The following is a 25,661-nucleotide window of genomic DNA, read 5'->3' on the forward strand; positions in this document are numbered from 1 at the left end:
AATGGAGCAGTTAACATTAGACCCGATTGCAAAAGTATCGGGAGAGGTCAATGTACCTGGCTCAAAAAGTCTGTCTAACCGAGCGCTACTGCTTGCTGCGTTAGCTGAAGGCGAAACTGAACTAACGAACTTGTTAGATAGCGAAGACATTGAGCATATGCTTAATGCACTAACAAAGTTAGGCATTAGCTATCGCTTAAGCGAAGACAAAACCCAATGTGTTGTACAAGGTAACGGTGGGGCCTTTAACGTAGCTGAACCACTAGAGCTGTTCCTAGGTAACGCCGGTACCGCAATGCGTCCTTTATGCGCAGCACTTGCTGCAAGTAACGTTGACACCGTACTTACTGGTGAGCCGCGTATGGAAGAGCGCCCAATTGGCGACTTAGTCGATGCGCTTTTAGAAGCTGATGCTGACGTCACCTATCTTAAAAACGAAGGCTACCCGCCGCTTCAAATTAAGGGAAAGACATTAAGCGGTGGCGAAATGTCGGTAGACGGCAGTGTATCTAGCCAATTCTTGACTGCGCTTTTAATGGCTGCGCCATTATTTTCAGGTGATGTGACTATTCGTATAAAAGGTGAGTTGGTCTCTAAACCCTATATCGATATCACGTTAGATACCATGGAAAAGTTTGGCGTTACTGTAGAGAACGACAACTACCAAACATTTACGGTTTCTGGTGACGCCAAGTACATTGCGCCGGGTAAATTTATGGTTGAAGGCGATGCATCATCGGCCTCTTACTTCCTTGCAGCCGGTGCCATTAAAGGTGGAACGGTACGCGTAACCGGAATTGGCCAAAACAGCATTCAAGGTGACATTCGTTTTGCCGATGTGCTTGAAGCCATGGGCGCAAAGGTGGTTTGGAACGATGAGTATGTTGAAATAACGGGGGCGCCGCTTAAAGGTGTGAATATGGATATGAACCATATTCCAGATGCGGCTATGACCATTGCCACAACAGCGTTATTTGCTGAAGGTCCAACTACGATGACCAATATTTATAATTGGCGCGTGAAGGAAACAGACCGTCTTGCGGCTATGGCCACTGAGCTTCAAAAGTTGGGTGCGAAAGTGGAAGAAGGGCACGACTACATAAAAGTGTGGCCAACTGATTCGTTGAAGCACGCTGAAATAGACACGTATAACGACCATCGTATTGCCATGTGTTTCTCGCTTGTTGCACTAAGCGATACGCCGGTAACAATAAACGACCCGGGTTGCACGCGCAAAACCTTCCCTGACTACTTTACTCGCTTCAAAACGCTGTATAGTGCATAAAGTTTGGTAAATGCCTCTTAAAAAATCGCGGTAGGCGAAAGAGCTATAGCCTCTGTAGCCCAATTATTCTAAGCGATTTATTCTAATGTCCAATGCCGCCACTAAGAGGCGGCATTGCTTATCTCTCACTAAAGCGTATAATTGCGCGCGATTTTTAGTAATTTAAATGATGGAGCAGGTATGCATTCCACACCCGTAGTCACGGTTGACGGTCCTAGTGGTGCTGGCAAAGGTACATTGAGTAGCTTGCTGGCAAAGAAATTAGGGTGGCACTTTCTAGATAGCGGCGCAATTTACCGCGTATTAGCCGTTGCTGCACTACACCACGACCTACCGTGTGATGATGAAGAATGTGTTGTTCCTCTAGCAACCGGACTTGATGTTAGTTTCGAGACGAATGGCGAAAACACTCGCATTATTTTAGAAGGCGAAGACGTCACTGACGATATTCGCACCGAAGAAGTTGGCGCCGTGGCGTCAAAAGTTGCGGCATTACCCCGGGTTCGCGAAGCACTACTTCGCAGACAGCGCGCTTTTCAACAAGATCCAGGCCTTGTCGCTGATGGTCGTGACATGGGGACGGTGGTATTTCCTGATGCGCCTGTAAAGATCTTCCTTACAGCGAGCGCAGAAGCCCGTGCTGAACGCCGCTATAGCCAGTTGAAAGCAAAAGGCATGGATGTTAATATTGCGCGCCTTTTAACCGATATCAAGGCAAGAGACGAGCGCGATACACAACGTGCAGTGGCTCCTTTGGTACCGGCACAAGATGCAGTAATTATAGATTCAACGGACTTGGATATTGACCAAGTCTTTGAAAAAGCGATGGATATTATTTCCTCACGCCTTTAATGACGAGAGCTGATCGCATCCAAAGCAGTGTTGCTACAGGAAGTGGCGACTAATTTTAATAACCCCGCGTTATCCGGATAAGAAGCGTGGATATCAACTTAAAAGTTATTTGAGACTTATGACTGAAAATTTTGCACAACTTTTTGAAGAAAGCTTACAAGAACTAGAAACACGTCCTGGTTCAATTGTAAAAGGTACTGTTGTTTCTATCGACAAAGACATCGTTCTTGTTGATGCAGGCTTGAAATCAGAAAGTGCTATCCCAGCTGACCAATTTAAGAACGCTGAAGGCGAACTAGAAATCGCTATCGGTGACCAAGTAGATGTAGCACTAGATGCAGTTGAAGATGGTTTCGGTGAAACTATCCTTTCTCGCGAAAAAGCGAAGCGTCACGAAGCGTGGGTTGAGCTGGAAAAAGCTTACGAAGATAAAGCTACAATTAAAGGCGTTATCAACGGTAAAGTTAAAGGCGGTTTCACTGTTGAAGTTAACAGTGTACGCGCGTTCCTTCCTGGTTCTCTTGTTGACGTACGTCCAGTACGTGACACTACGCACCTTGAAGGCAAAGAGCTTGAATTTAAAGTTATCAAGCTTGACGCTAAGCGTAACAACGTTGTTGTTTCTCGTCGTGCAGTTATCGAAGCAGAAAGCAGCGCAGAGCGCGAAACGCTTCTTGCTAACCTTGAAGAAGGTCATGAAATCAAGGGTATCGTTAAGAACCTTACCGATTACGGTGCGTTCGTTGACCTTGGTGGCGTAGACGGTCTTCTACACATCACTGATATGGCTTGGAAGCGCGTTAAGCACCCAAGTGAAATCGTGAATGTTGGTGACGAAATCAACGTTAAAGTACTTAAGTTCGACAAAGAGAAGCAGCGTGTTTCTCTTGGCATGAAGCAAATGGGCAACGATCCATGGCAAGAAATTGCGTCTCGTTACCCAGAAGGTACTAAGATCAACGGTCAGGTTACTAACCTTACTGACTACGGCTGCTTCGTTGAAATCGAAGACGGCGTCGAAGGTCTTGTTCACGTTTCTGAAATGGATTGGACTAACAAGAACATCCACCCATCTAAAGTTGTTAACCTAGGTGACACTGTAGATGTAATGGTTCTTGAAATTGACGAAGAGCGTCGTCGTATTTCTCTAGGTCTTAAGCAGTGCATTGCTAACCCTTGGGAAACATTTGCTGAGTCACACGAAAAAGGTGACAAAGTGTCTGGTAAGATCAAGTCAATCACTGACTTCGGTATCTTCATCGGTCTTGACGGCGGCATCGACGGTCTAGTTCACCTTTCTGACATCAGCTGGAACAAGTCTGGTGAAGACGCGGTTCGCGACTACAAGAAAGGCGACGAAATCTCTGCAGTTGTACTTCAAGTCGACCCAGAGCGTGAGCGTATCTCTCTTGGCGTTAAGCAAATCGAAGAAGATCCTTTCAACAAGTATCTGACAGATAACAAGAAAGGTGCTATCGTTACTGGTACAGTAACAGCAGTTGATGCGAAAGGCGTTACTGTAAACCTAGCTGAAGAAGTTGACGGCTACATCCGCGTTGCAGATCTTGCTGTAGAGCGTGTTGAAGACGCAACAGAAGTAGCAAGCGTTGGTGATAGCATCGAAGCGAAGTTCATGGGCGTTGACCGTAAGAACCGCACTGTTAACCTATCTGTTAAAGCGAAAGATCAGGCTGACGAAAAAGAAGCTATCGATAAAGTTAACCAGCAAGAAGATGTTGGTTTCGCTAACGCGATGGCAGAAGCATTTAAAGCTGCTAAAGGCGAATAATGCTTTTGTGGGTGTGCAGATGCACACCCAATTCGCGATAGCTGTTTAAACAATAATATTGACAATGAGGTTAAGCATGACCAAGTCTGAATTAATTGAACGGCTCGCGGATCAAGCGCGTCATATTCCGGCGAAGGAACTTGAGCTGGCGATAAAAGAACTTCTAGAGCAAATGGCGCAAACTCTCCAAAAGGGTGAGCGTATTGAAATTAGAGGTTTTGGCAGTTTCTCTCTTCACTACCGCGCTCCACGCGTAGGTAGAAACCCAAAAACGGGTGAAACAGTGAAACTTGACGGTAAATATGTACCGCACTTTAAGCCTGGTAAAGAGCTTCGCGAAAGGGTAGACGCCTCAATCGCATAATGCATTTTAAAAGCCGCTGAAAAGCGGCTTTTTTTGTCTGCTGCCTTATTGTTATTTAGCAAAATTCAATAGTCTATTTGCCTTAGCTAAAATAAGGCGCTCGTTATTGCTGATATACTTTCGTTTAATTTTTGATACCTATTGACCCCAACTCGAATAGGGTTATATATTGTTCAAATAATAATAAACGGTATTCATAGAAGTAATGTCAGCCGGCGACGAACAAGCAATAATAAAACAATACCAGCCGCTCATTCGCGCGTTAATCCCTTATGAACAACAAAACAAGCTGTTAGAAGGAATTAACAAGTTTTCGAAGCGTCTACCTAGTAGTGTTCGAAAAGTAGTAAAAGAGGAGGTTGTTCGATTAACGTCGTTAACCGACGCTCCTGCTGATAACTCTGCCTTTGCTCAATTCCCCGTCATGAAATTCAAGCACTTCGGGGTTCAAATGCGCCTTGATAAAGTCGGCGCGCAGATACTCAAAAACGAAACATCACTTTATCAAGACAGATATACGGTAGGCGTGTTTGAGTCAGTAATGAACTCAGACTTCTACCAAAACCAAATAAAAAAAGAACAGTTCAAAAAAATTGTCGATGCTTTTAATGTTGAAAGCCAATCGTTTACTGATATAGATTTCGGCGATGACATCGCTATTCGCCCAAATTTTACTATTTCTTCCCCCGATTTTGAGAAAGGCCGTCATTGTTCAATCAGTTCGATGTCACACAAAGGCATTGCTCTTGAAACGAAAAGGCCACCGAACGCTTCTACTGGTGACATTATTACGTTCACTATTCCTGAAGTTAAAGGACTTACTAAAGAACCGACTGAAATAACGCTTGAACTAGAGTCGGTAAAATACAACAAGCACCTAGGGAAGTATGAGACATCGTTTGTTTTTCAAGACGACGTGGATAAAGGCTTTCTTGCAACCCTTAAACGATATGTAGCGATTACCGCGTATAAACAGCCTTTGCAGCGTGATTTAGAAATAGAACGCGCCATGCAAGAACTAGAACGCGACCGAATACTTGAAAATAGCCCGTGGTTGCCCGTGTTTCTCGCGCCAGAGAAGAAGTCGCTTAAGCCCATTATAGCCCTGTTTACCAAAGCCAATGTCGAGCATAACGACGCCGAAAAACTCTTGGCTAGCCTACAAGATAAGCCTATCTTCGCGACGTTAGTTGACGAGCTGCGCAAGTATAATGAAGCTTATATCTTTCATGGCAACATCAAAACCAAAAATGGTAACGTTCAAATAACAGCGACGCATAGACAACTGCTAGCATTAAAACAGCTTAACGCGTTGGTTTATCTTCTTGCCAAAAGTGGCGAATTCATCTGTACCCATTGTCGACTTGATAGCGTGACGCGAGAAGATAAACAAAAAGCGTTTGCTATTCACGATATTGCCAGTAAAGAATTTGAGCAACTAGCGCAGATTTCACATGTTCTTTATTGTAAAGACGTGTCTGCTTATCTTACTAATCTGACCCTTTCAGCAAAATGCGATTTCAAACCCTTGTCAAAAACCTTGAGGGCTAGCGGCAATAATTGGCGAATTGATTATGTTATGGAAGAGGATTTAGATAGACGTAGTGAGACACGTTACGTTATTGATAAACCTGCCTCTATTAAAGTTGGACTGCTGACATCGATTGATGCGCGGGTTGCTGATCTGAGTGCAAGCGGGATGAAGTTAATCGTTGCACCGAAAAGTGAGCTACAAAAGGAAATTCGTGTTTCAGTACCGGAACTGAAAATTAAAGGTGAAAAATATAAGGTTGTGCACTACCAAGCGGAAACGGGCGTGGTGAGGTTGTGCCTTGTTGAAGATACACGTAAGGCTAAAGTGAGCTCGAGCGTCGATCATATGGTTGAAGAAAATACCGCGTATTTCAAAGTAAGAGATATTGCGCGAATTCAACGCTCAACTCACCGTTATATCTGGGAATTGGCGGTTAGACATATGCCGTCTTTATCGGTACTATGTGTGATGAACCGTTTTACGTTAGACAGGCTCAAAACGGTGTATCAAAGTGACGCATCTGACGACCTTTATCCTTTTTCGCGCACTCAAAATATTATTCCACTGCACGGCTTTTTTGCAGACAAAGGGCAGGCTAAGCCCAAGTCACAAATTCTAGAGGCGATGTTCAAAGAAACATCTGAACAAGCGTTAGTGGTTCACTGTGTTAGAAAGAGTGACAGCCGTTTAGTGTATATAAAAGAACGCGACTTCCTTTTTTCTAAGTTGCGAACACAGATAAAAACTCAGTTAGATGAAGAAAAAATACATCTCAGTGCCACAGATGTCACTGCTATCCGGTGTCAAGGTGCGATAACACCGTTAACTAAGAAGCGTCTTGCCCAGCTATCAAAGCTAGACAAAGCCATGTATGACAAGCTCGAAACGATGCAGGCGGGTTATACACACTGTATTTTTATTACTAATATGTCAGCCCTTCACCACGATTTAGTGGTAGACAATCTTATTGCCAAACCCCAACGACAGGATCTAGAAAGCGAAGGTGCGGCTTAATGCCAGAGCCTTCTGAATGGGCAATTATCGATGCAGATTGGTATAACATCATTTCACTTACGCTTTTAGTGTTATCTCTTTTCGCATTTTGCTATTCTTGTAAATAAATCAACAAAAAAGGGTTGAGTGTTGAAAGGGATCCTAACGTTTCTTATCATTTTGGTTCTGCTCGCGATCGCGTTTGTCATTGGCTCTCAAAATGAAGCACAAGTAACAGTTAATTATTTAATTGCTCAGGCGAATCTTCGCTTATCGACGTTAATAGCGATAACACTTTCAATTGGCGTTGGTATCGGAATTTTGGTAATGCTAATGAGCTGGCTAAAATTACGTGTTCAGCTGATGTCTGCGCAGTCTAAAATACAGAGTCTGGAACAAGAACACTAATGCTCGAACTGCTGTTTCTCCTTTTGCCTGTTGCGGCAGGTTACGGCTGGATAATGGGCCGAAATAGTGTCCGTCAAGCGCAGCGAAAGCAGTCTAGCATTCTATCTAAGCATTATTACAAGGGGCTAAACTTCCTTCTCTCAGACCAACCTGATAAAGCAGTCGATACGCTAATCAAAATGATTAACGTGAATAGCGATACAGTAGAGACGCATATCGCGATGGGGAGTTTTTTCCGTCACCGAGGTGAAATAGACCGCGCAATTAAAGTCCACCAGAATTTAGTTAGCCGTGATGAGCTCCAGCCGGCTCAACGAGAAAATGCACTGAGGGAGCTTGGTCACGACTACACACAAGCAGGCTTTCTAGAGCGTGCTGAAAATGCTTTTCTTCAACTGCTTAACAGCGATAAACACTACCTTGTAGCTCAACAGCAACTTTTCAGTATCTACCAGACCACGAAAGAGTGGGAAAGAGCCATAGAATTAGCCGAACGTATGGTGCAGTGTCATGGTGACAATGATGATTTGTGCGAACGCCTTGCACACTTTTATTGTGAACAAGCATCGGTTGAGTTGAAGAACGATAGCCAAGGGGCGGCATTGACCTTATTACAAAAAGCGGTAAACGCCGACGAACATGCGGTTAGGCCGTGGCTTATGTTAGGTGATATAGCGCTTGATCAAAAACGCTTTACTGATGCCAACGCGTACTTTACGCAAGTGGCCGAACGCGATATCAACTGGTTCAGCGAAGCCGTACCTAGTTTGGAAAAAATTGCTGAAGAAACTGACGACTGGGAAAGTTTTCAGAAGAACTTAGAAGCACACTGGCAAGAGTGTGCTACGTCCTATTTAGCCATGGTTGACGTGCTTATGAAGCGCGGTGAAACGGCACAGGCGGCTGAGTACTTACTTGAGCAACTTCGCAAACGCCCGACTATGCGCGGCTTTAAAACCCTTATGGGGCTTTACATTGACCAGCTTTCAGATAAAACCACGGCTGATAGCTTACGCTTACTTAAAGAATTGGTGGAAAAGCAAATGTTGCAGCGCCCTAAATACCGCTGTGGCAGCTGTGGCTTTTCCGGTCGAAAATTATATTGGTTATGCCCTAGCTGTAAAAAGTGGGGCGTAGTAAAACCTATCAAAGGGCTAGACGGAGAATAAAAGAACATGCATGACCCACGCGTTATTGTTGCATTAGACTATGACAATAAAGACACTGCATTGGCGTTTGTTGATAAATTAGATTCAAGCTTGTGCAAGCTAAAAGTGGGCAAGGAGATGTTCACCTTATTTGGACCGGAATTCGTAAAAGCGCTAATCGCTAAAGGCTTTGACGTTTTCTTAGATCTCAAATTCCATGACATTCCAAATACTGTAGCGAAAGCGTGTAGAGCAGCAGCGGAGCTTGGTGTATGGATGGTAAACGTACATGCATCGGGCGGCCTACCTATGATGCAAGCAGCTAAAGAGGCGATTGCAACAAGCAGCAACCCTCAAACTAAACTTATTGCGGTTACCGTTCTTACCAGCATGGATGAAGCGCAGTTGGCGGATGTAGTAAGCGGTGTGACACCAGAGCAACAAGTGCTGCGTCTGGCGGCACTAACAGAAAGAGCAGGATTAGACGGCATTGTCTGCTCAGCGCAGGAAGCCAGCGCATTACGCGAAAAACACAGCGACGATTTTCTGCTAGTTACACCAGGCATTCGCCCAGTAGGCGCAGACGCCGGTGATCAAAAACGCGTCATGACACCTCCCGATGCTATGAAAGCTGGCGTGAGCTATTTAGTTATGGGAAGACCTATCACTAAAGCGGAAGACCCTATTGCCGTACTGAAAGCAGTAAACGCATCAATAAACGGTTAGACTTATTTCGAATACAAAAAAGCTCGGATGTGATGTTCACATACCGAGCTTTTTTATTCCGATTTTCTTATTCAAGGGCATGGCCACAGGCCCACCCGAGACTAATCTTTAGAAGTTATTCGCCTTTAAGCGCTACTTCAGCTGGTGTATAGGTTAGACCCAGCTCTTCACCTAGCGCGTCAACTACAGCTTTGTACGTTACCTTACCTTCGTGCACGTTTAGGCCGTTAAGCAAATGCTTGTCTTCTAACATTGCTTTCGCTGGGCCTTTGTTAGCTAGGGCTAGACCAAATGGCAATGTGGCATTGTTAAGTGCCATTGTAGAAGTGCGCGCAACGCCACCAGGCATGTTTGCAACACAGTAGTGAACTACATCGTCAACAACATAAACAGGGTCTTGGTGTGTGGTCGCTTTCGATGTTTCAAAGCATCCACCTTGGTCGATAGCAACATCGACAAGCACTGAACCAAGTTTCATTGCCTTAATTTGTTCGCGAGTAAGAAGCTTCGGAGCTGCTGCACCAGGAATTAGTACCGCACCAACAACAAGGTCAGCTTTTGAAGAGTAGTGCTCGATAGCGTCAACGGTTGAGTAAACCGTTTTTACTTGTCCGTTAAAGATATCATCGATTTGACGAAGGCGAGGAAGCGAGCGGTCAAGAATAGTAACGTCAGCACCAAGGCCTAGTGCCATTTTTGCTGCGTTAGTACCAACAACACCACCGCCGATAACCAATACTTTACCTGGTGCTACACCCGGAACGCCACCAAGAAGTGTACCGCTACCGCCGTGTGCTTTTTCAAGGTAGTGCGCGCCAGCTTGAACCGACATACGGCCAGCTACTTCACTCATTGGTGCGAGTAGTGGGAGCCCACCGCGGTCGTCAGTCACTGTTTCATATGCGATACACGTTGCACCAGATTCAACAAGCAGCTTTGTTTGCGTAGGATCAGGCGCTAAATGTAGGTAGGTGTATAGTGTCTGGCCTTTACGAAGCATTTTGCACTCGTTAGGCTGAGGCTCTTTAACTTTTACGATCATTTCTGCTTCAGCAAACACTTGCTCAGCCGTTGATGCAATGGCTGCGCCTGCTTCGACATACATTTCGTTAGTGAAACCTATTGCTTCACCTGCGTTCGTTTCTACTAAAACGCTGTGACCGTGGCTAACAAACTCTTTTACAGCTGCTGGCGTCAAGCCAACACGGTATTCGTGGTTCTTAATTTCTTTTGGTACACCAACTAACATGTATAGTCCTCAATCTTATAGTGAGCTTCTAAGCGGCTCTGGTTGAACTTTTGATAAATAGTGTTCGGCTTTGAAGCACGTGAACATATTTGCGGAGTATACGTGATAAAAAAACGAACTATCTGCTGAAGAATGGGCGTTTGTAGCATATAATTCTCCTAAAAGATGCTTTTAAGATATTTTATATGCTGGTAAAGACACCAAAACACCTAGACCGAATAGACAGGAATATCCTGGTACAGTTACAGAAAAACGGGCGTATATCAAACGTCGAACTTGCTAAAGAAGTGGGATTAAGCCCCAGCCCTTGTCTTGAGAGAGTTAAGAGGCTGGAGGCTCAGGGTTACATAAAGGGATATCATGCTGTCGTTGACCCAGAAAAGCTCGGCGCAGCTATGCTTGTGTTCGTAGAGATTACGTTAACGAAAACATCGGTAGATATCTTTGCAGAATTTTCTGCTGCGGTAAAACTGCATGACGATATACAAGAATGTCACCTGGTGTCCGGAGATTTTGACTTCCTTCTTAAAGCACGCGTTGCAGATATGGGAAGTTATAGGAAATTATTAGGTGATACTTTATTGCGCTTGCCCGGAGTAAGTGAGTCGCGGACGTACGTTGTGATGGAAGAAGTAAAAAGTACATCGTCGCTGCGCATTAATTTGAAGTAATGAAAGCGTGGCTCAATAGCGTGGTTTTGTGGTAGGCTGTGCAAAAATACAGTGTTTGTGTTTTACCAAAGGATTAACAGCACGCTAAAGCACAGGGTAGGGGATGGGTGTATTAATTCAGTTGTGCGCTCAGTAACTTACCAAAAAGTAAATCAATAATAATTATGTAGGAATAGCAAAGAGTTCGCTAAGCTCTTTGTTGCGGTTAGTACTGCGGTTACCGCATAGCGTAAAAAGCTATCTGCGGTAATACATGCGATGGAAATTGAAGGTTTTTTAGGGTTATGGCGCGATTAACAGGGGTTCAGCGAGTGTGGGAAGCAGGTATGATTATCGCCTGTGTTTTCGCCTTCTTCTTATTGCTGGCACTAGCATCTTTTCATCCAGGAGACCCAGGTTGGAGTCAGGCTGGATTACAACTCGACGTTCACAACTGGGTTGGAGCAACAGGGGCATGGGTCGCTGATCTTCTGCTATTCTCATTTGGTTTTTTAGCGTATTTGCTGCCTTTCGGCTCCGCCTTCTTAGGGTGGTTTCTATTCCAACACATTAAAGAACTCGATGAATTCGATTACCTTACTATTGGATTAAGAATTATCGGTGGGCTGTTAATGGCCCTCGGTGCAACGGGCATCGCCAGTATAAATTTTGACGACATTTACAACTTTTCAGCCGGCGGATTTGTTGGCGACGTAATTAGTTCAGCGCTAGTGCCTTACTTCAATACCGCTGGCACAATTTTGCTACTTCTTTGTTTCTTCTGTACGGGCTTTACCTTACTAACGGGTATTAGCTGGCTCACTATTATCGACAGGTTAGGTGAAGGTACGCTGTGGTTAGGACGTAAGACTCTTTCAGCACCTCAGAGTTTTTTAGCATTTGAAATGCCGCGACTAGCCCTAGCTAACAAATCGTCTAATCAAAGTGGCGACGAAGGTGCGGAGCTAGATATTACCAGTATGCGCGCTGAACCTTTGGCTTCTACTGCACAGACAAAACCATCACAGACACAGAAAACTACGCCATCACGCAGTGAGCCTACCTTTGGCATTGACGATGTAGATGATGAACCGCCGTTTTATACCTATGACGGAGACAAGTCTGTTCAATCTAATCCCAACGATACTGTCAACGCCGAGGAAGACGATGCGACATCAAGTTCAGATGTAGATGCAGCTGAGACGAAAAAGTCGTCGTTCTCATTGTCAGGTATGCGTAGTGCGGTTACGGGTAGCTTTAAAGACAAAGTGGGTTTGGGTAAATCGAGCCAAGATGACTCAGTTCAGTCAGAAGATGATAGCAGTCAACATGAGCATAAACACCAAGCGCAGCAAAGTCCGCATATTAACTTCGACGACTTAGAAGAGTTTGATGAAGACTTGCCTTACGAAACTGGAAGCAAGCCAATAACTTCTGCGAATAACAGCGCGCCATCAGTTGAAGGTAGCGAACCAAATACGGAAACGCTACAGTCGCAAACTGTTGAAACTCAGGGAGCGAGTCAAGGTGCTAACCAAGCATTTACGCCTGCTGCACTAGGTGCCAAACCCGTGAAGGCGAGGGCAGGTGAACTAGATCCTGATTTACCACCTATGCCGTCCTTTGATTTACTTGAACGTGCCGACAAACATGAAAACCCGCTTACCCCAGAAGAAATTGAAGGTATTTCTCGTTTGGTAGAGGAAAAACTGGCTGACTTTAACATTGAAGCGACGGTGGTTGGCGTGTTCCCTGGCCCTGTTATTACCCGGTTTGAGCTTGATTTAGCACCTGGGGTAAAAGTGAGCAAGATCTCGGGACTGTCGAAAGACCTAGCCCGCGCTATGTCAGCTATCTCGGTTCGTGTAGTGGAAGTTATTCCGGGTAAATCAGTAATTGGCTTAGAACTGCCGAATAAAAAACGTGAAATGGTGCGGCTGAGCGAAGTTATTAGCTGCGATACTTTTCAGTCTAATAAATCACCATTAACCATGGTGTTGGGCGCTGATATTTCAGGTCAGCCAGTGGTGGTCGATTTAGCCAAAATGCCTCACCTTTTGGTTGCGGGTACTACAGGTTCAGGTAAATCTGTAGGTGTGAACGTTATGATTCTTAGTTTGCTTTATAAGAGCACGCCAGAAGATGTTCGCATGATCATGATTGACCCGAAAATGCTTGAGCTTTCCGTTTATGAAGGCATACCTCACTTGCTTGCTGAAGTGGTTACCGACATGAAAGAAGCCGCCAATGCCCTTCGTTGGTGCGTGGGTGAGATGGAGCGTCGTTATCGTCTAATGAGCGCTCTTGGCGTGCGTAACCTAAAAGGCTATAACGCGAAAGTAGAAGAAGCTATTGCTAATGGCACACCAATAAAGGACCCACTGTGGAAGAATGAAGAAAGTATGGATGCTGAAGCGCCTGACTTAGCCAAACTTCCTGCTATCGTGGTAGTGGTCGATGAATTTGCCGACATGATGATGATAGTGGGCAAAAAAGTAGAAGAGCTTATTGCACGTATCGCGCAGAAAGCACGTGCTGCGGGCATCCATCTTATCCTTGCCACGCAGCGTCCGTCTGTAGATGTTATTACGGGTCTGATCAAGGCCAACATTCCAACCCGTTGTGCATTCCAAGTTTCTAGTAAAATAGACTCAAGAACCATTCTAGACCAACAAGGCGCAGAAACTTTGCTAGGGATGGGTGACATGCTTTATCTGCCTCCTGGTAGCCCTGTGCCAACCCGTGTTCACGGTGCATTTGTGGATGATCACGAAGTACATGCTGTAGTTGCAGACTGGCAGAAACGTGGTGAGCCTGAGTACATTGATGAGATCCTGAATGGCGAAGCGACGGCTGAAGTCTTACTGCCAGGCGAACAGCCTGAGGGTGAGGATCAAGAATTTGATGCCTTCTATGATGAAGCCGTGGCGTTTGTTACTGAAACACGTCGAGCTAGTGTGTCGAGTGTGCAGCGTAAGTTTAGAATTGGTTACAATCGGGCTGCGCGCTTGGTTGAACAAATGGAAATGAGTGGTGTCGTAAGTGCACAGGGGCATAACGGGAACCGTGAGGTTCTTGCACCGCCGCCCCACAAAGAATAACGAATGGATTGAATAAATGAATAAAGCAGTTTCGGTTTATTTTGTGAGTGCATTGGTAACGGCAGGTACAGCAATGACTGCTGCTAACGCTGCGGTAGAATTAGATACAACAGGTTCAACTATTGGCAACAACAATGCTCAAGAGGTTGTCAGTGATCATGACGATAATCAGGCTAATGCCACAGTAAACACAAGTCAGCCCAAAACTTCATCGCTTATCAATGATTCTGCGAGTACGTCACTGCAGGCGTTGTTAAGCAATATGAAGCAGTTTCGTGCAAGCTTTGCGCAAACAGTAGTCGATGCACAGCAAAATGTCGTTCACGAAGCACAAGGCACACTGACCATGACCCGCCCCAATAAACTTCGCTGGGAAACAACGTTCCCTGATGAAACCCTTTTGGTTGCCGATGGCGAAGCGGTTTGGAATGTGGATACCTTTGTAGAGCAGGTGACAGTCCTTTCTCAAGACAATGCGATTAAGGATAACCCTATTGTTTTGCTTACGTCGACAGATGAAGCAACGTGGTCAAAGTTCTCTATCAGTCAATTAAATAGCGGTTCATCGGCTTTAAAACCTGAAAAGGGCGCGGCAGACAACATCAATGGTGTTAGCGCAACAAAAAGCTACCAAATCACGCCTAAAGAACAAGGCGGCCAAATCGCAACGCTTACATTAACCTTTAACCAAGACAGTGAACTCGCTTCGCTTAATATGCTCGATGCGCAACAGCAAATCAGCACTTTGGTGTTCAGTAATATTGAAACGCGTTTTCCAGTGCCCGCTGATACGTTCTCAGTTGATATTCCAGACAGCTTCATAATTGATGACCAGCGTTAATCAAGATTTCGCGCCCCTCGCGGCGCGAATGCGCCCAGTCACCATAGAGCAGTACAGCGGTCAAGAACACTTACTTGGCGAAGGTAAGCCTCTACGTAAAATGTTAGAGGCGGGTCACTGCCATTCTATGATTTTGTGGGGGCCGCCCGGTACCGGTAAAACTACCCTTGCTGAACTCATTGCTCAATACACCAACGCATCTGTATTGCGTATTTCTGCGGTTACCTCTGGGGTAAAAGACATCAGAGCCGCCATGGATACGGCTGAAGAAAACGCCCGTTATAACCAGCGAACCTTGTTGTTTGTTGACGAAGTACACCGATTCAACAAAAGTCAGCAGGACGCGTTTCTTCCATTTGTTGAATCTGGCGTTGTTACCTTTATTGGCGCAACGACAGAGAATCCCTCGTTCGAATTAAATAAAGCGCTTTTATCTCGTGTACGTGTTTATGTGCTAAAGACACTCGAACACGAAGCACTGTCTGAATTGATTGATAGAGCGCTAAGCGATACCGAAAAGGGTCTGGGTGATAGAGCCCTTGGTATTGAAGAAACAGCCAGAAACGCGCTTATCGATTTAAGTGGCGGCGACGCACGTCGTCTTCTCACCTATTTAGAGCTTGCTGCCGACTTCACCGGAGCAAACGAAATAACCGTAAGCGATGTTGAGCATGCGGTAGGCGAAAAAGTTGCTAGTTACGACAATAAAGGCGACACCTTCTACGACCTAATCTCCGCGTTTCATAAATCTGTTAGAGGCTCAGATCCAGACGCAGCCCTTTACTGGTACGCAAGAATTCTTGATGGCGGGGGAGACGCGCTGTATGTAGGAAGACGTCTACTTGCTATCGCGTCTGAAGACATTGGTAATGCAGACCCAAGAGCAATGCAGCTCTGTATTAATGCCTGGGACACGTTTCACCGAGTAGGGCCCGCAGAGGGCGAGCGCGCTATTGCTCAAGCTGCGGTATATTGTGCGTTAGCTGCAAAAAGTAACGCGGTATATATGGCGTTTAACGAAGCAAAAGCATTGGCGCGTAAAACCTCTGATGCACCTGTTCCCATGCATTTACGCAATGCGCCTACGTCGCTAATGAAAGAGCTCGGTCATGGCGATGGTTACCGCTATGCTCACAACGAGCCGAACGCGTTTGCCGCGGGTGAGTCTTACTTTCCGGAAAGCCTTACCGGAACTCGCTTGTACAACCCTAATGAACGCGGTTTAGAGAAAGCTTTGAAAGCCAAGCGTGAATTTCTCGATTCACTTAATGCGAGAAGTAACAATAAAAGGTAAAGTTGCAGACAAGTAACTCAACTAGTTCAGATTATATGAATTAGTTAATAAAAAATGCGCTAGGGAGTTTTCGTGCCTCAAGGGTTAGCTTTGTATTGTTTTATTGCCGCTGGCGGTGCGACCGGCGCCTGTTTACGCTATTTTGTTACCACAAGTGTTGATTCCTTATTTGGAAAACACATGCCGTTTGGTACACTAACGGTGAATGTGGTCGGGTCGTTTGCACTCGCATTACTGTACGGTTTTATCGAACGTCATGATTTAAGCGACTCTCCTTACCGAGCGCTTATCGGTGTAGGGCTATTAGGTGCCTTTACTACATTCTCAACATTTTCCGTTGAAACCTTAACTTTATTAGAAAACGGGTTGTGGCTTAAAGCCGCAGCAAATGTATTTCTTAACGTTGGCGCTTGCCTAATAGCAGGTTGGCTAGCCATTCAATTGATGAAAGGATAATTAGAAACACATGTTAGATCCAAAGTGTTTGCGAAGCGATATAGAACAAACAGCTAAGCGATTAGCTGCCCGTGGTTTTAACCTCGATGTAGCAGCTTTCAGTTCGCTTGAAGAAAAAGAAAAACACTTCAGTCCAGAACACAGGATCTGCAAAACGAGCGTAACGTACGAAGTAAATCCATTGGTAAAGCAAAAGCGCAGGGCGAAGATATTGCACCGCTATTGGCTGAAGTGGGTAAGCTTGGTGACGAGCTTGACGCCGCTAAAGCGGAACTTAGCGAACTGTTGGAAGAAATTAACACCCTTACGCAAGGCATTCCTAATTTGCCGCACGAGTCTGTACCAGCGGGTAAAGACGAAGATGACAATGTTGAGATTTCTCGATGGGGCGAACCACGCACGTTTGATTTTGAAGTTAAAGATCATGTTGATGTGGCTGAAGGCTTAAACAACGGCTTAGATTTCGCCACCGCAAGTAAGCTTACGGGAAGCCGCTTTGTAGTGATGCGCGGCGATATTGCTCGCCTAAATCGTGCAATTGCTCAGTTCATGCTAGATACCCATACACAAGAGCATGGCTACCAAGAGATGTACGTGCCTTACTTGGTTAATGCTGACAGCCTTTATGGCACAGGTCAGCTGCCTAAATTTGGTGAGGATCTATTTCACACCAAGCCAGCAACTGAAGAAGGACAGGGGCTGAGCCTAATTCCAACGGCGGAAGTTCCGCTAACTAATATTGCACGCGATGAAATATTAGATGCGAAAACGCTGCCTGTGAAAATGACAGCACATACGCCTTGCTTCCGCTCAGAAGCTGGTTCGTACGGTCGTGATACCCGGGGCCTTATTCGTCAGCATCAGTTCGATAAGGTAGAACTTGTACAGTTAGTTAAGCCGGAAGATAGCTTTGACGCGCTAGAAGCACTTACAGGACACGCAGAAGTTATTCTTCAAAAGCTAGAATTACCGTACCGCAAAGTGTTGCTTTGTACTGGTGATATGGGCTTTGGTGCATGTAAAACCTACGATCTTGAAGTATGGCTACCTGCGCAAAATACCTATCGTGAAATTTCTTCATGTTCAAACATGTTGGACTTCCAAGCACGACGCATGCAGGCTAGATTCCGTAACCCAGAAACGAATAAAACTGAACTTCTTCACACATTGAATGGTTCTGGTTTAGCGGTAGGGCGTACGCTTGTTGCTATTTTAGAGAACAATCAGCAGGCAGATGGAAGCGTAACTATTCCGAAAGCGCTTGTGCCTTACATGGCAGGGCAAGAAGTGATTAAGGCTTCTTAGCGAGCTATTTTTTGGGCACATGAACTGAGCCCCGCCTCAAAACAGAGCCTTTTATAAGCTAAAACATACAAAATCCGACATTGCATTCAGTGTCGGATTTTTTCATTCTCCACCCTGTGTAAAGTCGCAGGTTGAATGCAGGTATTACTGTTCGCTTCGAATAAGCGTGAACTAAAACGATGAGCTACCACGTGAACGTGGTGGCTCTTTTTTGTGTTACTTCCCTTATAATTTCTGTACCTTGAAGCGAGTACAAACTCATAGGCTTTCTTACATGTGCGGATTTATACAGCGTATTACTGACTCACCTGACGTTATTGCGCTACTTGAAGAAGTCGGGCTTACACAAACCATTCCGCTTTTTGTCAATGAATCTTCCACAAGCAATGTTATTAACTTTTATCCTGCATTTGGAAAAGTGCCAGAACGACAAATTACCAATTTAATTGTATCTGGTGATAGCACCATCGATGCAACGTGGTGGTTTGACGCAAAACCTAATGGAAACACGCTTACCGTAGGTGATAGAACAACATTTAACGCTCGAAATCTCGATAGCCCTTATTGGAGCAAGTTCATTCGTGAACGACGCGCTGTGGTTGTCGCAACTTCAGTAGGGGAGTCAAACCCGCTTGGTAAAGGAAAAGCGCACTATTTAATGAAACCGGCTACTGGTGCATTGCTCATTGGCGCGGTATACCGGCGGTTTAGTAATGGCCTATTTTCCTGTGCAGTAGTGACGCGCCCACCCGTAGAGGGCTTTAGTCAGTATCATGAAAAATCCATTCCTTGCTTTCTTCCACATAATGCACATGCGATAAATGCGTGGTTATCGGCTGACACACAAGGCTCATTGAACAATGAGGTAGAATATATTTTGAATAATCCTCGTGTTTATACCGATCTTGAAGTCACGCGAGTAAAGACGTTTAAAAGCGCCGAGGCAATCGGTGAGGTTAATGTGTTAAAAGCTGACGAAAACCGCTAGCTTTTACTTATAAGCGAGTAAGAGAAGGCGGCAATGACAACAGCCGCCTGTGACAATCTAACTACTAAATAACGTTTTATTTAAGGTAGGAAAGCAAGGTTTCTTCGTCCGCGCCTAAAACATTCTTTTTCACTTCTTTGTGGACGACGTCTGAACATTGAGATGACATTCCGCTTCTCAATTTACCAAGAAATCCAGGCCCACTAATAATATCTATCGAGCCCAACGCACCTCGTTTACGCTCACCATCTAGCCAGTCAGCAATGTCACTAGCAAATCGTTCATCTTCGAGTTCGGCAGCATCTTTTCGATTCATGCTATCAACGCCTGGTACTTGCGAAGCGGGAGCCGATTGTCTGCCGGGTTTATCTGTATAAATGTCTTGGTCACTCGCGCCACTAAACTCGTTGTGCCACTTTTTTACTTCAACAAGTGCACTTCCGTGGTTGGTATAGGTGTAAGCTGTGGCGTCGTCGTGGTTGGCCACAATTACGTAGTGTTTTTGAACTGTCATACAGCCTCCTATGTCCATTTATGTAAAACATTCACGTTTATGGTGTTCGTTAAAAGGCAAGTATGAAAAATATGCCTGAAACCCGAGATAAAACGCTAATGTAAGAGGGGAGTTGCAATATCAACACCAAGGCTAAAACAATTAACAATAGGGTGGCTCTTTTGATAGCTTCCTTACATCGGGTTTCAACCCGAGAAGCAAGTCAACAAGTGCTTTTAGCAGAAGGCTAGCCGAAGGACGCTAGCACTTTAAATATAATGTGTAATCGCCTTTACAAGCATTTCGCAGGTTTAGGTAATCCTGCTAGTTTAGTGGCTTGCTTTGCCGGGCCTTTTTTAAAGAGTCGCTGCAGGTAGCGGCTATTACCTTTTTCTGGCCCAAACTTATTGGCTATAGCTTTCACCAAAGCACGAATTGCTGGGCTGGTTTCGTACTCTTCATAGAATGCGCGTACGAAGCGCACCACTTCCCAGTGGGCTTCTGTTAATTCAATGTTCTCTTCTTGCGCCAGCAACTCAACCATATCTTCTTCCCAGAGGGTATAGTCGAGTAAATACCCGGCTTTGTCTGTAGGGATCGCTTGCCCTTTATAATTGAAGCTATAGGTTTCTTGTGTCATGAAAGGGGTATCCAGTGCTGATTTTTTGCTGATATTGCAGCAAGTTCTTTGTGGGAAATTGGATTAAAATGTTCGGGAAGATTTGCGCCCCTTGTATCCGCATCTGTACTCAAGAACGACAGGTTTAGCGTTGGTTTGTCTTTTGCCGTGCCTTTTGTCGTACTCTCTACCGTGCTTTTTACCGTATTGGCCAGCCGCTCAAAAAACGCGGTGTTTAATGCAGGGGCATAAACGCCATCACCAACAAATACAACGTAAGTAGAAGTCGATTGCTCATAAGTGGCTTCAATAAGCTGTTTGTATTCAGTGCTCAAAATTGGCGTTGAAATAGTAATAAGCATTAGAATGTCACCACATGATCTACGCTTTGGATAAGCGTGACTTTTTCTTTTGGGGTTACCCACTCACAGTCTAACTCATCAACTAAATTGTTATTTGAAAGAACCTGCTCAATGTCGTAGGTATCTGCACTTGCTTTACACACAAAGCATTCTTCGATATCGAAAAACGGCATGCTAGCTAAACGTTTGGTGTGATTTTTTAGTCCTTTGGTAGACGCTGCCTTAACAAGCTGCAGTACACCTTGGCTTTCAAAAAGCACTTTAACATCGTGCCCATAGTTTGTCGCAGCAAGCGCAAAATCTAAACCGTCTTGGCTTTTAGCATTGGAAAAAGGGCTTTGCGTAAACCTAATAAGTAGTTGCGCCATTAGAATTGTACCAACCTATTGCAATCATGGAGCGCAGTGAAGAATTCGCCCAAGCCAGCTTGCTCGAAAGGCGCGGTTAAGTTGGCCTGAGACAACCCATTCTCTTTCGCCTCTAACTCACTAACAATACCTCGCTTAACGGCGGCGGTAATGCATACTAGTAATTTCACGTTGTGTTCAGTCGCTAGAGTCTTCCAGCTATCAAGTACGAACAGCTCGTCACCCGTCTTTAGCATTAAGTTATTAGTGTGGTGTACACCTTCGCTATAAAAGAAAACGTTGTTTATTACATCACCATTATCGATTACACCTTGTGCAAAGGAGAGGGCGCGTAACGCTGTATCGCCTTGAAACGGTGATGATGTGATAAGTACTGAATATTCTGCCATACAAATAAAAACACCCCGGTTAAGGGGTGTTTCTCTTTAAACCTTTAACGCTGTTTTAATCGTCGCCACCAAACGCACCTAGAAGGTGAAGGATAGACGTGAACAAGTTGTATATGTTCAAGTATAGCGAAACTGTTGCACGAATGTAGTTTGTTTCACCACCGTGGATGATACGACTTGTATCAAACAAGATGAAACCTGACATAATAAACACAATCGCTGCACTGATTGCTAAGCTTACCGCTGGAACTGCGAAAAAGATGTTCGCAATAGCAGCTACAAGCACTACAACTAGGCCTACTACCAAGAATCCGCCCATAAACGAGAAGTCTTTCTTAGTGGTAAGTGCGTAGCCAGAAAGCGCGAAGAACACAAGGGCTGTTGCACCTAGCGCTTCCATGATCAAGCCTGGGCCCGCAACGCCTAGATAGAAATTAAGCGTGTAACCTAGTGATGCACCCATTAAACCTGTGAATGCAAACACCCAGTAGATACCAGATGCTGAATCAGCTTTTTTCTGAACTACAAATAACGTAATAAAAGCGCCGATAGTCATAACAAGAGACATCATAGGAGAAATGCCTACTGCCATTGCTATACCAGCACAAACCGCACTAAACGCCAGTGTCATCGCAAGCAGCATATAGGTGTTGCGTAGAACCTTGTTCGTCTGCAATACCGATGGTTGAGATGCACTTGAATACATCGAACGTTGATCCATTGTTTCCTCCAACAGGACTTATGATATGACCAAAATGGTACACAATTATTTAGTGTATGTTGTATGGGTTTTAGTTTCCATTTTCAAGTAGTTTCAGATGAAAATGGTGTCAGGTGAATATAAAAACATCTCTTATACGTGCCAAACAGTCTATTTGATTGAAATCTCGGCACTTAGACAACTTTTTTAACTTTTCGCTTTACAGTCATAAAAATATCATTAAGATACGCAGCACTTCAGGAGAGTTGGCAGAGCCCGGTTTAATGCACCTGACTTGAAATCAGACGTGGGGTCAAACCCACCGGGGGTTCGAATCCCTCACTCTCCGCCATATTATGAAAACCCGCACATTGTTGCGGGTTTTTTATGCCCGTCTACCTCGTTAGACTTTCGTATAAGACCACAGTCGCATTGTTACATTCCGTTCACATGTTTAGGCTTGCGCTTTTCTTCGCGCAATCTAAAGGTGTTATGTGTCACAAGAAAGTTCTTCTTATCAAAATCTTCACAAACCGAGCAGTAGTTTTAAATCAAGAGACGAATATTTAAATCACGAACTTCAAATACTTTCTCCAAAACGTTGGCGGTTGAACCTGCCTGGTAAAGACTACCGCGTTGAGTGGGAAGACTTTGTGCCAGGCATGGCGGCGACCATAGGAAAAATCGTTATGGTTGCCGCCGTAGTAGGTGCATTCGCAGCACCGCTAGGGCTATCTCCTGAGTTTGTTATTGAAAACGTGCGCTTTGAATTACTCATTGCAGCAGTCTTGTTCGTTGTTCTGATTTCCGGTTTCCTAAACCCGTCAGCTAATTTAGCAGGTACACACGGCCCCTTACTGCCCTTGGTACCCCTTATTGTTGCATCTGGCGGCCATCCCATGGCGCTCGGTCTGCTCATTGGACTCTTTGGTTTTATTTTAGGAATAACGAAGGGCGGCAGTGTGCTTGCTAGGCTAACCAGTAACGGTGTATGCGGTGGGTTACTGTTGTACTTAGGGTTTATTGGCATTACAGGCCAGGTGAAGAAACTCTTTGCGTGGGCAGAAAGCTTCGATATGGCTTACTTAGCCTTCGTGGTGATCATTGCCACTATCTTAATGTATGCATGGCTAGAGCATATTCAAAAGCGCTGGCTAGCTATTCCGCTTGGTGCGGTGATGGCGGCCGTCATTGCGTTTTCCTTCGGTGCGCCATTTGAGTTCACAACGTCGCCGGGTATGCCTAACTTGAACCCTGCTTATTGGTGGGGGGAAGACACAGGTTGGAAACTAGGCCTGCCAGACTGGTCACATTTCATTGCTGTGCTGCCTTTTGCTGTGCTGGCTGTGTCTATGTGGTCGCCAGATTTCTTAGGTCATCAAGTCTTTCAAAAGCTTAGCTACCCTAAAAAAAGTGAGCGAGCGCACATGAATATAGATGACACCATGATTGCTGCATCTAGTCGTCAGGCAGTGGGAAGCCTACTGGGAGGGGGGAATATCTCATCTTCGTGGGGGACCTACATTATTCCGGCTTCAATCGCGCGCAGACCCATACCCGGGGGGGCATTAGTTACTGGCTTTTTATGCGTTGTAGCGGCACTTTGGGGTTACCCCATGGATCTAGCAATTTGGCCGCCAGTGCTTTGCGTAGCGCTTATTGTTGGGGTCTTTCTGCCGCTAATGGAAGCCGGTATGCAAATGACGCGTGAAGGTAAAACGACCCAGTCTGCCGCATTGGTGGTGATCTCCTCTGTGTTAGTTAATCCAGTATTCGGATGGTCTTTTACCATGCTTTTGGATAATTTGGGGCTCGTTGGGTGTAAAGATAGAGCTGGAGAACTCGGCAAAGCAGGGCGTTGGCTAATTCCAGGAATTACGTTTTTGGTGCTATGTACCGTTATGGCACTAATTGGTATGTTCCCGGGGGTGCCCGCGATTATGGAAACCTTCAGAATGTGATGAGGGCTTTAGGGTAAGGTTACTCTTTTAGAGTTTAAGTTACTGAAACCAGATATGCTATTACGCGAACGGCGTCGGAGGTGTTTCTCCACGCCGTTTTTATTTAATTTATTATGCTGATATCACTCATCCACTGAAGTTACGTTTTTACCACATAAATTAAGCGTTACGCGTACCGCGATTTACTTGTCCCAGTAGGGCGTACTTTCAAAATAGCTTGATAAAAAGTCAATGAAAACCCTTAGCTTATTAGAAATGAGCTTACGATGAGGATAGACCGCATACAAAGAGATAGCTTGCGGTACGAAATCGTCCAGTATGGACACGAGTTCCCCGTTTTTGAGCGCTTCACCGGCAATGAAGGTAGGTTGAAGTACATAACCTTCACCCTGCTTTGCTACATTGGTTAGGACTTCTCCATTATTGGCGGTTAGCTTAGGCGTCACAGTCTGGGCATTTGCTTTGAGCGCCGCAATAAGCGCTGATTTATCGTTATCGTAGTTGACGTAGGAGTACTCAAGATAGTGTTCTGGTTTTAATTCGGCTGGATGTTGCGGTGTGCCATATTTTTCCAGGTAGGCTGGTGAAGCGCACAGGGCCAGCTTTATCGTTGTGATTTTCTTGGCCACCAGCGACGAGTTAGCTAGGTGACCTGCACGTATTGCTACATCAAACCCTTCGTCTATCACATCAATCTTTCTATCGTTTAGCTGCAAGTTTATCGATACGTGAGGGTGTGCTTGTTGAAACGCACTGAGTGCACTCGCTAAATGTAATGTTGAGAAAGAGACAGGGGTACTTACGTGCAGAACTCCCTTTGCTTCTGTATTGAGCAACCCAAGCTGACTTTCCATATCGGTTACGCTTTCAAGAATATGATTTGCATGTTGCAAACACTGTTGACCAGCCTCGGTTAGGTGAATTTTTCTTGTAGTGCGATTGAATAAACGCGTATCAAGTTGCTTCTCTAATTCGGCAACATACTTGCTTACGAGTTGATTTGACGTGTCTAGCTTTTCTGCAGCTTTTGTAAAACTCCCTTCATTCGCAACAACGCAGAAGGTTTTCAGTAGCGATAATTTATCCATCGTTTAGCCATTCGTCTCTATAAACAACAAATTGTTGGTAATCATTCACTATTTAACCGCTTTATTCAATAGGTGTTGGTAACTATTCTATATGCATCAGGTTAGCGCTGTGCCAACTCAATGAAGTCAGGCGGAGCGTTCATCACTTTTAGATATGACATTTTCAATTACGAGAGACTTTGAGGATTCAACAATGAACAAGCAATTTCTGAAAAACATTTTTACTTCTAACAGCAGTATTTCTAGTTTGGTTTTACGTGTGCCTGTGGGCATTATTCTTACCGCACACGGCGCACAAAAGCTTTTTGCGTGGTTTGGTGGTTATGGACTAGAAGGCACAGGTCAGTGGATGGAAAGCATTGGTTTAGCGCCAGGCTTTTTAATGGCATTGCTGGCCGGCAGCGCTGAGTTTTTTGGCGGGCTAGCGCTTATTATAGGTTTTCTAACACGCCCAGCCGCTTTAGTAAGTGCATTCACAATGGTGATTGCGATTTTTAGTGTACATGCAGCAAACGGTTTATTTATGACTAACAACGGTTACGAGTTTGCACTAACGTTACTTGCTGCAACAGGTGCGCTAGCTATTCAAGGTGGCGGTAAACTTTCAATCGACTCTCTTATTAGTCACAAGCTTAATAAATAGCGGCTGTGAGATTCGACGACTAACGAAACCGGCCCAAATGCGCCGGTTTCAATGG

The 25,661-nt window shown here is 45.0% G+C and carries 24 protein-coding genes, 1 tRNA gene and 1 pseudogene; 18 read left to right on the forward strand and 8 right to left on the reverse strand.

Features of this window, described 5'->3' with window-relative positions; all coding sequences use genetic code 11:
* The first annotated feature begins 1 nt into the window (after window position 1).
* From aroA to pyrF, 8 genes are all read left to right on the forward strand, one after another.
* Window positions 2-1,285, forward strand: coding sequence for a 3-phosphoshikimate 1-carboxyvinyltransferase (gene aroA / locus KUL49_RS03545; RefSeq protein ID WP_131136334.1), 1,284 nt, complete (start codon window positions 2-4; stop codon window positions 1,283-1,285).
* 180 nt (window positions 1,286-1,465) lie between these two features.
* Entirely contained in the window at window positions 1,466-2,137 is a 672-nt protein-coding gene (gene cmk / locus KUL49_RS03550; protein WP_131136335.1) for a (d)CMP kinase, read from the forward strand.
* Between the two features lie 118 nt (window positions 2,138-2,255).
* A complete protein-coding gene (gene rpsA / locus KUL49_RS03555; protein ID WP_014949642.1) occupies window positions 2,256-3,926 on the forward strand; it encodes a 30S ribosomal protein S1 in 1,671 nt (556 codons plus the stop codon).
* Window positions 3,927-4,002: 76 nt separating this feature from the next.
* The gene (ihfB, locus tag KUL49_RS03560; RefSeq protein ID WP_014949641.1) at window positions 4,003-4,290 is read left to right on the forward strand and encodes an integration host factor subunit beta; all 288 of its coding nucleotides are present in this window, start codon (window positions 4,003-4,005) and stop codon (window positions 4,288-4,290) included.
* Between the two features lie 205 nt (window positions 4,291-4,495).
* The gene (locus tag KUL49_RS03565) at window positions 4,496-6,838 is read left to right on the forward strand and encodes a PilZ domain-containing protein (protein WP_131136336.1); all 2,343 of its coding nucleotides are present in this window, start codon (window positions 4,496-4,498) and stop codon (window positions 6,836-6,838) included.
* Between the two features lie 129 nt (window positions 6,839-6,967).
* Window positions 6,968-7,225 (forward strand): LapA family protein, encoded by a 258-nt coding sequence (locus KUL49_RS03570; protein ID WP_014949639.1) that lies wholly within the window; start codon window positions 6,968-6,970, stop codon window positions 7,223-7,225.
* The gene (lapB, locus tag KUL49_RS03575) at window positions 7,225-8,394 is read left to right on the forward strand and encodes a lipopolysaccharide assembly protein LapB (protein ID WP_014949638.1); all 1,170 of its coding nucleotides are present in this window, start codon (window positions 7,225-7,227) and stop codon (window positions 8,392-8,394) included. The genes KUL49_RS03570 and lapB overlap by 1 nt, the downstream gene beginning before the upstream one ends.
* A gap of 6 nt (window positions 8,395-8,400) precedes the next feature.
* Window positions 8,401-9,099, forward strand: a complete 699-nt coding sequence (gene pyrF / locus KUL49_RS03580) for an orotidine-5'-phosphate decarboxylase (RefSeq protein WP_131136337.1) — start codon at window positions 8,401-8,403, stop codon at window positions 9,097-9,099.
* Window positions 9,100-9,214: 115 nt separating this feature from the next.
* Here the strand turns inward: pyrF and ald are convergent, their stop codons facing one another.
* Window positions 9,215-10,348 carry an alanine dehydrogenase gene (gene ald / locus KUL49_RS03585; RefSeq protein ID WP_131136338.1) on the reverse strand — a complete coding sequence of 378 codons (1,134 nt, stop codon included), beginning with the start codon at window positions 10,346-10,348 and terminating at the stop codon, window positions 9,215-9,217.
* Between the two features lie 185 nt (window positions 10,349-10,533).
* Between ald and lrp the strand changes: the two genes are divergently transcribed.
* From lrp to KUL49_RS03620, 7 genes and pseudogenes are all read left to right on the forward strand, one after another.
* Complete coding sequence (gene lrp, locus KUL49_RS03590) at window positions 10,534-11,019, forward strand: leucine-responsive transcriptional regulator Lrp (protein WP_014949635.1); 486 nt, start codon at window positions 10,534-10,536, stop codon at window positions 11,017-11,019.
* Between the two features lie 284 nt (window positions 11,020-11,303).
* On the forward strand, window positions 11,304-14,099 hold the full coding sequence (locus KUL49_RS03595) for a DNA translocase FtsK (protein WP_131136339.1): 2,796 nt from the start codon (window positions 11,304-11,306) through the stop codon (window positions 14,097-14,099).
* A 16-nt stretch (window positions 14,100-14,115) separates the two neighbouring features.
* Complete coding sequence (gene lolA, locus KUL49_RS03600) at window positions 14,116-14,940, forward strand: outer membrane lipoprotein chaperone LolA (RefSeq protein ID WP_131136340.1); 825 nt, start codon at window positions 14,116-14,118, stop codon at window positions 14,938-14,940.
* Window positions 14,927-16,234 carry a replication-associated recombination protein A gene (locus tag KUL49_RS03605; protein ID WP_039234654.1) on the forward strand — a complete coding sequence of 436 codons (1,308 nt, stop codon included), beginning with the start codon at window positions 14,927-14,929 and terminating at the stop codon, window positions 16,232-16,234. Before lolA ends, KUL49_RS03605 begins: the two co-directional genes overlap by 14 nt.
* A 72-nt stretch (window positions 16,235-16,306) precedes the next feature.
* On the forward strand, window positions 16,307-16,690 hold the full coding sequence (gene crcB, locus KUL49_RS03610) for a fluoride efflux transporter CrcB (RefSeq protein WP_014949631.1): 384 nt from the start codon (window positions 16,307-16,309) through the stop codon (window positions 16,688-16,690).
* 10 nt (window positions 16,691-16,700) lie between these two features.
* A pseudogene (serS, locus tag KUL49_RS03615) lies at window positions 16,701-17,995 on the forward strand (serine--tRNA ligase).
* Between the two features lie 274 nt (window positions 17,996-18,269).
* Window positions 18,270-18,983 (forward strand): SOS response-associated peptidase family protein, encoded by a 714-nt coding sequence (locus KUL49_RS03620; protein WP_131136341.1) that lies wholly within the window; start codon window positions 18,270-18,272, stop codon window positions 18,981-18,983.
* Window positions 18,984-19,059: 76 nt separating this feature from the next.
* On the opposite strand, the gene KUL49_RS03625 is transcribed toward KUL49_RS03620, so the two are convergent.
* The 6 genes from KUL49_RS03625 to KUL49_RS03650 all read right to left on the reverse strand — a co-directional run bounded on the left by KUL49_RS03625 (window position 19,060) and on the right by KUL49_RS03650 (window position 21,935).
* The gene (locus KUL49_RS03625) at window positions 19,060-19,497 is read right to left on the reverse strand and encodes a host attachment protein (protein ID WP_131136342.1); all 438 of its coding nucleotides are present in this window, start codon (window positions 19,495-19,497) and stop codon (window positions 19,060-19,062) included.
* Between the two features lie 271 nt (window positions 19,498-19,768).
* Window positions 19,769-20,116: a TusE/DsrC/DsvC family sulfur relay protein gene (locus KUL49_RS03630; RefSeq protein ID WP_131136343.1), complete on the reverse strand. Its 348-nt coding sequence runs from the start codon at window positions 20,114-20,116 to the stop codon at window positions 19,769-19,771.
* Window positions 20,113-20,457: a hypothetical protein gene (locus tag KUL49_RS03635; RefSeq protein ID WP_131136344.1), complete on the reverse strand. Its 345-nt coding sequence runs from the start codon at window positions 20,455-20,457 to the stop codon at window positions 20,113-20,115. The genes KUL49_RS03630 and KUL49_RS03635 overlap by 4 nt, the downstream gene beginning before the upstream one ends.
* Window positions 20,457-20,825 (reverse strand): DsrE family protein, encoded by a 369-nt coding sequence (locus tag KUL49_RS03640; RefSeq protein ID WP_061485928.1) that lies wholly within the window; start codon window positions 20,823-20,825, stop codon window positions 20,457-20,459. Before KUL49_RS03640 ends, KUL49_RS03635 begins: the two co-directional genes overlap by 1 nt.
* The gene (tusD, locus tag KUL49_RS03645; RefSeq protein ID WP_014976653.1) at window positions 20,825-21,214 is read right to left on the reverse strand and encodes a sulfurtransferase complex subunit TusD; all 390 of its coding nucleotides are present in this window, start codon (window positions 21,212-21,214) and stop codon (window positions 20,825-20,827) included. Before tusD ends, KUL49_RS03640 begins: the two co-directional genes overlap by 1 nt.
* A 55-nt stretch (window positions 21,215-21,269) precedes the next feature.
* Complete coding sequence (locus KUL49_RS03650) at window positions 21,270-21,935, reverse strand: Bax inhibitor-1/YccA family protein (RefSeq protein ID WP_014949619.1); 666 nt, start codon at window positions 21,933-21,935, stop codon at window positions 21,270-21,272.
* A gap of 239 nt (window positions 21,936-22,174) precedes the next feature.
* Here KUL49_RS03650 and KUL49_RS03655 point away from each other — a divergent pair.
* Window positions 22,175-22,266 (forward strand) — tRNA-Ser (locus KUL49_RS03655).
* Between the two features lie 142 nt (window positions 22,267-22,408).
* Complete coding sequence (locus tag KUL49_RS03660; RefSeq protein ID WP_014949618.1) at window positions 22,409-23,875, forward strand: DUF3360 family protein; 1,467 nt, start codon at window positions 22,409-22,411, stop codon at window positions 23,873-23,875.
* A 182-nt stretch (window positions 23,876-24,057) separates the two neighbouring features.
* On the opposite strand, the gene KUL49_RS03665 is transcribed toward KUL49_RS03660, so the two are convergent.
* Complete coding sequence (locus KUL49_RS03665) at window positions 24,058-24,963, reverse strand: LysR family transcriptional regulator (protein ID WP_131136345.1); 906 nt, start codon at window positions 24,961-24,963, stop codon at window positions 24,058-24,060.
* Between the two features lie 193 nt (window positions 24,964-25,156).
* Here KUL49_RS03665 and KUL49_RS03670 point away from each other — a divergent pair, with 193 nt between their 5' ends.
* Entirely contained in the window at window positions 25,157-25,606 is a 450-nt protein-coding gene (locus KUL49_RS03670; protein WP_014949616.1) for a DoxX family protein, read from the forward strand.
* The last annotated feature ends 55 nt before the right edge of the window (window positions 25,607-25,661 follow it).

Origin of the sequence: Alteromonas sp. KUL17 (assembly GCF_006538305.1) — a bacterium.
Classification (GTDB): Bacteria; Pseudomonadota; Gammaproteobacteria; order Enterobacterales; family Alteromonadaceae; genus Alteromonas; species Alteromonas macleodii.

Bases quoted from the DNA above. Each gene is read 5' to 3' on its own strand.
- aroA (WP_131136334.1), top strand. From the start codon at position 2: ATGGAGCAGTTAACATTAGACCCGATTGCAAAAGTATCGGGAGAGGTC.
- cmk (WP_131136335.1), top strand. From the start codon at position 1,466: ATGCATTCCACACCCGTAGTCACGGTTGACGGTCCTAGTGGTGCTGGC.
- rpsA (WP_014949642.1), top strand. From the start codon at position 2,256: ATGACTGAAAATTTTGCACAACTTTTTGAAGAAAGCTTACAAGAACTA.
- ihfB (WP_014949641.1), top strand. From the start codon at position 4,003: ATGACCAAGTCTGAATTAATTGAACGGCTCGCGGATCAAGCGCGTCAT.
- KUL49_RS03565 (WP_131136336.1), top strand. From the start codon at position 4,496: ATGTCAGCCGGCGACGAACAAGCAATAATAAAACAATACCAGCCGCTC.
- lapB (WP_014949638.1), top strand. From the start codon at position 7,225: ATGCTCGAACTGCTGTTTCTCCTTTTGCCTGTTGCGGCAGGTTACGGC.
- pyrF (WP_131136337.1), top strand. From the start codon at position 8,401: ATGCATGACCCACGCGTTATTGTTGCATTAGACTATGACAATAAAGAC.
- ald (WP_131136338.1), bottom strand. From the start codon at position 10,348: ATGTTAGTTGGTGTACCAAAAGAAATTAAGAACCACGAATACCGTGTT.
- lrp (WP_014949635.1), top strand. From the start codon at position 10,534: ATGCTGGTAAAGACACCAAAACACCTAGACCGAATAGACAGGAATATC.
- KUL49_RS03595 (WP_131136339.1), top strand. From the start codon at position 11,304: ATGGCGCGATTAACAGGGGTTCAGCGAGTGTGGGAAGCAGGTATGATT.
- lolA (WP_131136340.1), top strand. From the start codon at position 14,116: ATGAATAAAGCAGTTTCGGTTTATTTTGTGAGTGCATTGGTAACGGCA.
- KUL49_RS03605 (WP_039234654.1), top strand. From the start codon at position 14,927: ATGACCAGCGTTAATCAAGATTTCGCGCCCCTCGCGGCGCGAATGCGC.
- KUL49_RS03620 (WP_131136341.1), top strand. From the start codon at position 18,270: ATGTGCGGATTTATACAGCGTATTACTGACTCACCTGACGTTATTGCG.
- KUL49_RS03625 (WP_131136342.1), bottom strand. From the start codon at position 19,497: ATGACAGTTCAAAAACACTACGTAATTGTGGCCAACCACGACGACGCC.
- KUL49_RS03630 (WP_131136343.1), bottom strand. From the start codon at position 20,116: ATGACACAAGAAACCTATAGCTTCAATTATAAAGGGCAAGCGATCCCT.
- KUL49_RS03635 (WP_131136344.1), bottom strand. From the start codon at position 20,457: ATGCTTATTACTATTTCAACGCCAATTTTGAGCACTGAATACAAACAG.
- KUL49_RS03640 (WP_061485928.1), bottom strand. From the start codon at position 20,825: ATGGCGCAACTACTTATTAGGTTTACGCAAAGCCCTTTTTCCAATGCT.
- tusD (WP_014976653.1), bottom strand. From the start codon at position 21,214: ATGGCAGAATATTCAGTACTTATCACATCATCACCGTTTCAAGGCGAT.
- KUL49_RS03650 (WP_014949619.1), bottom strand. From the start codon at position 21,935: ATGGATCAACGTTCGATGTATTCAAGTGCATCTCAACCATCGGTATTG.
- KUL49_RS03665 (WP_131136345.1), bottom strand. From the start codon at position 24,963: ATGGATAAATTATCGCTACTGAAAACCTTCTGCGTTGTTGCGAATGAA.
- KUL49_RS03670 (WP_014949616.1), top strand. From the start codon at position 25,157: ATGAACAAGCAATTTCTGAAAAACATTTTTACTTCTAACAGCAGTATT.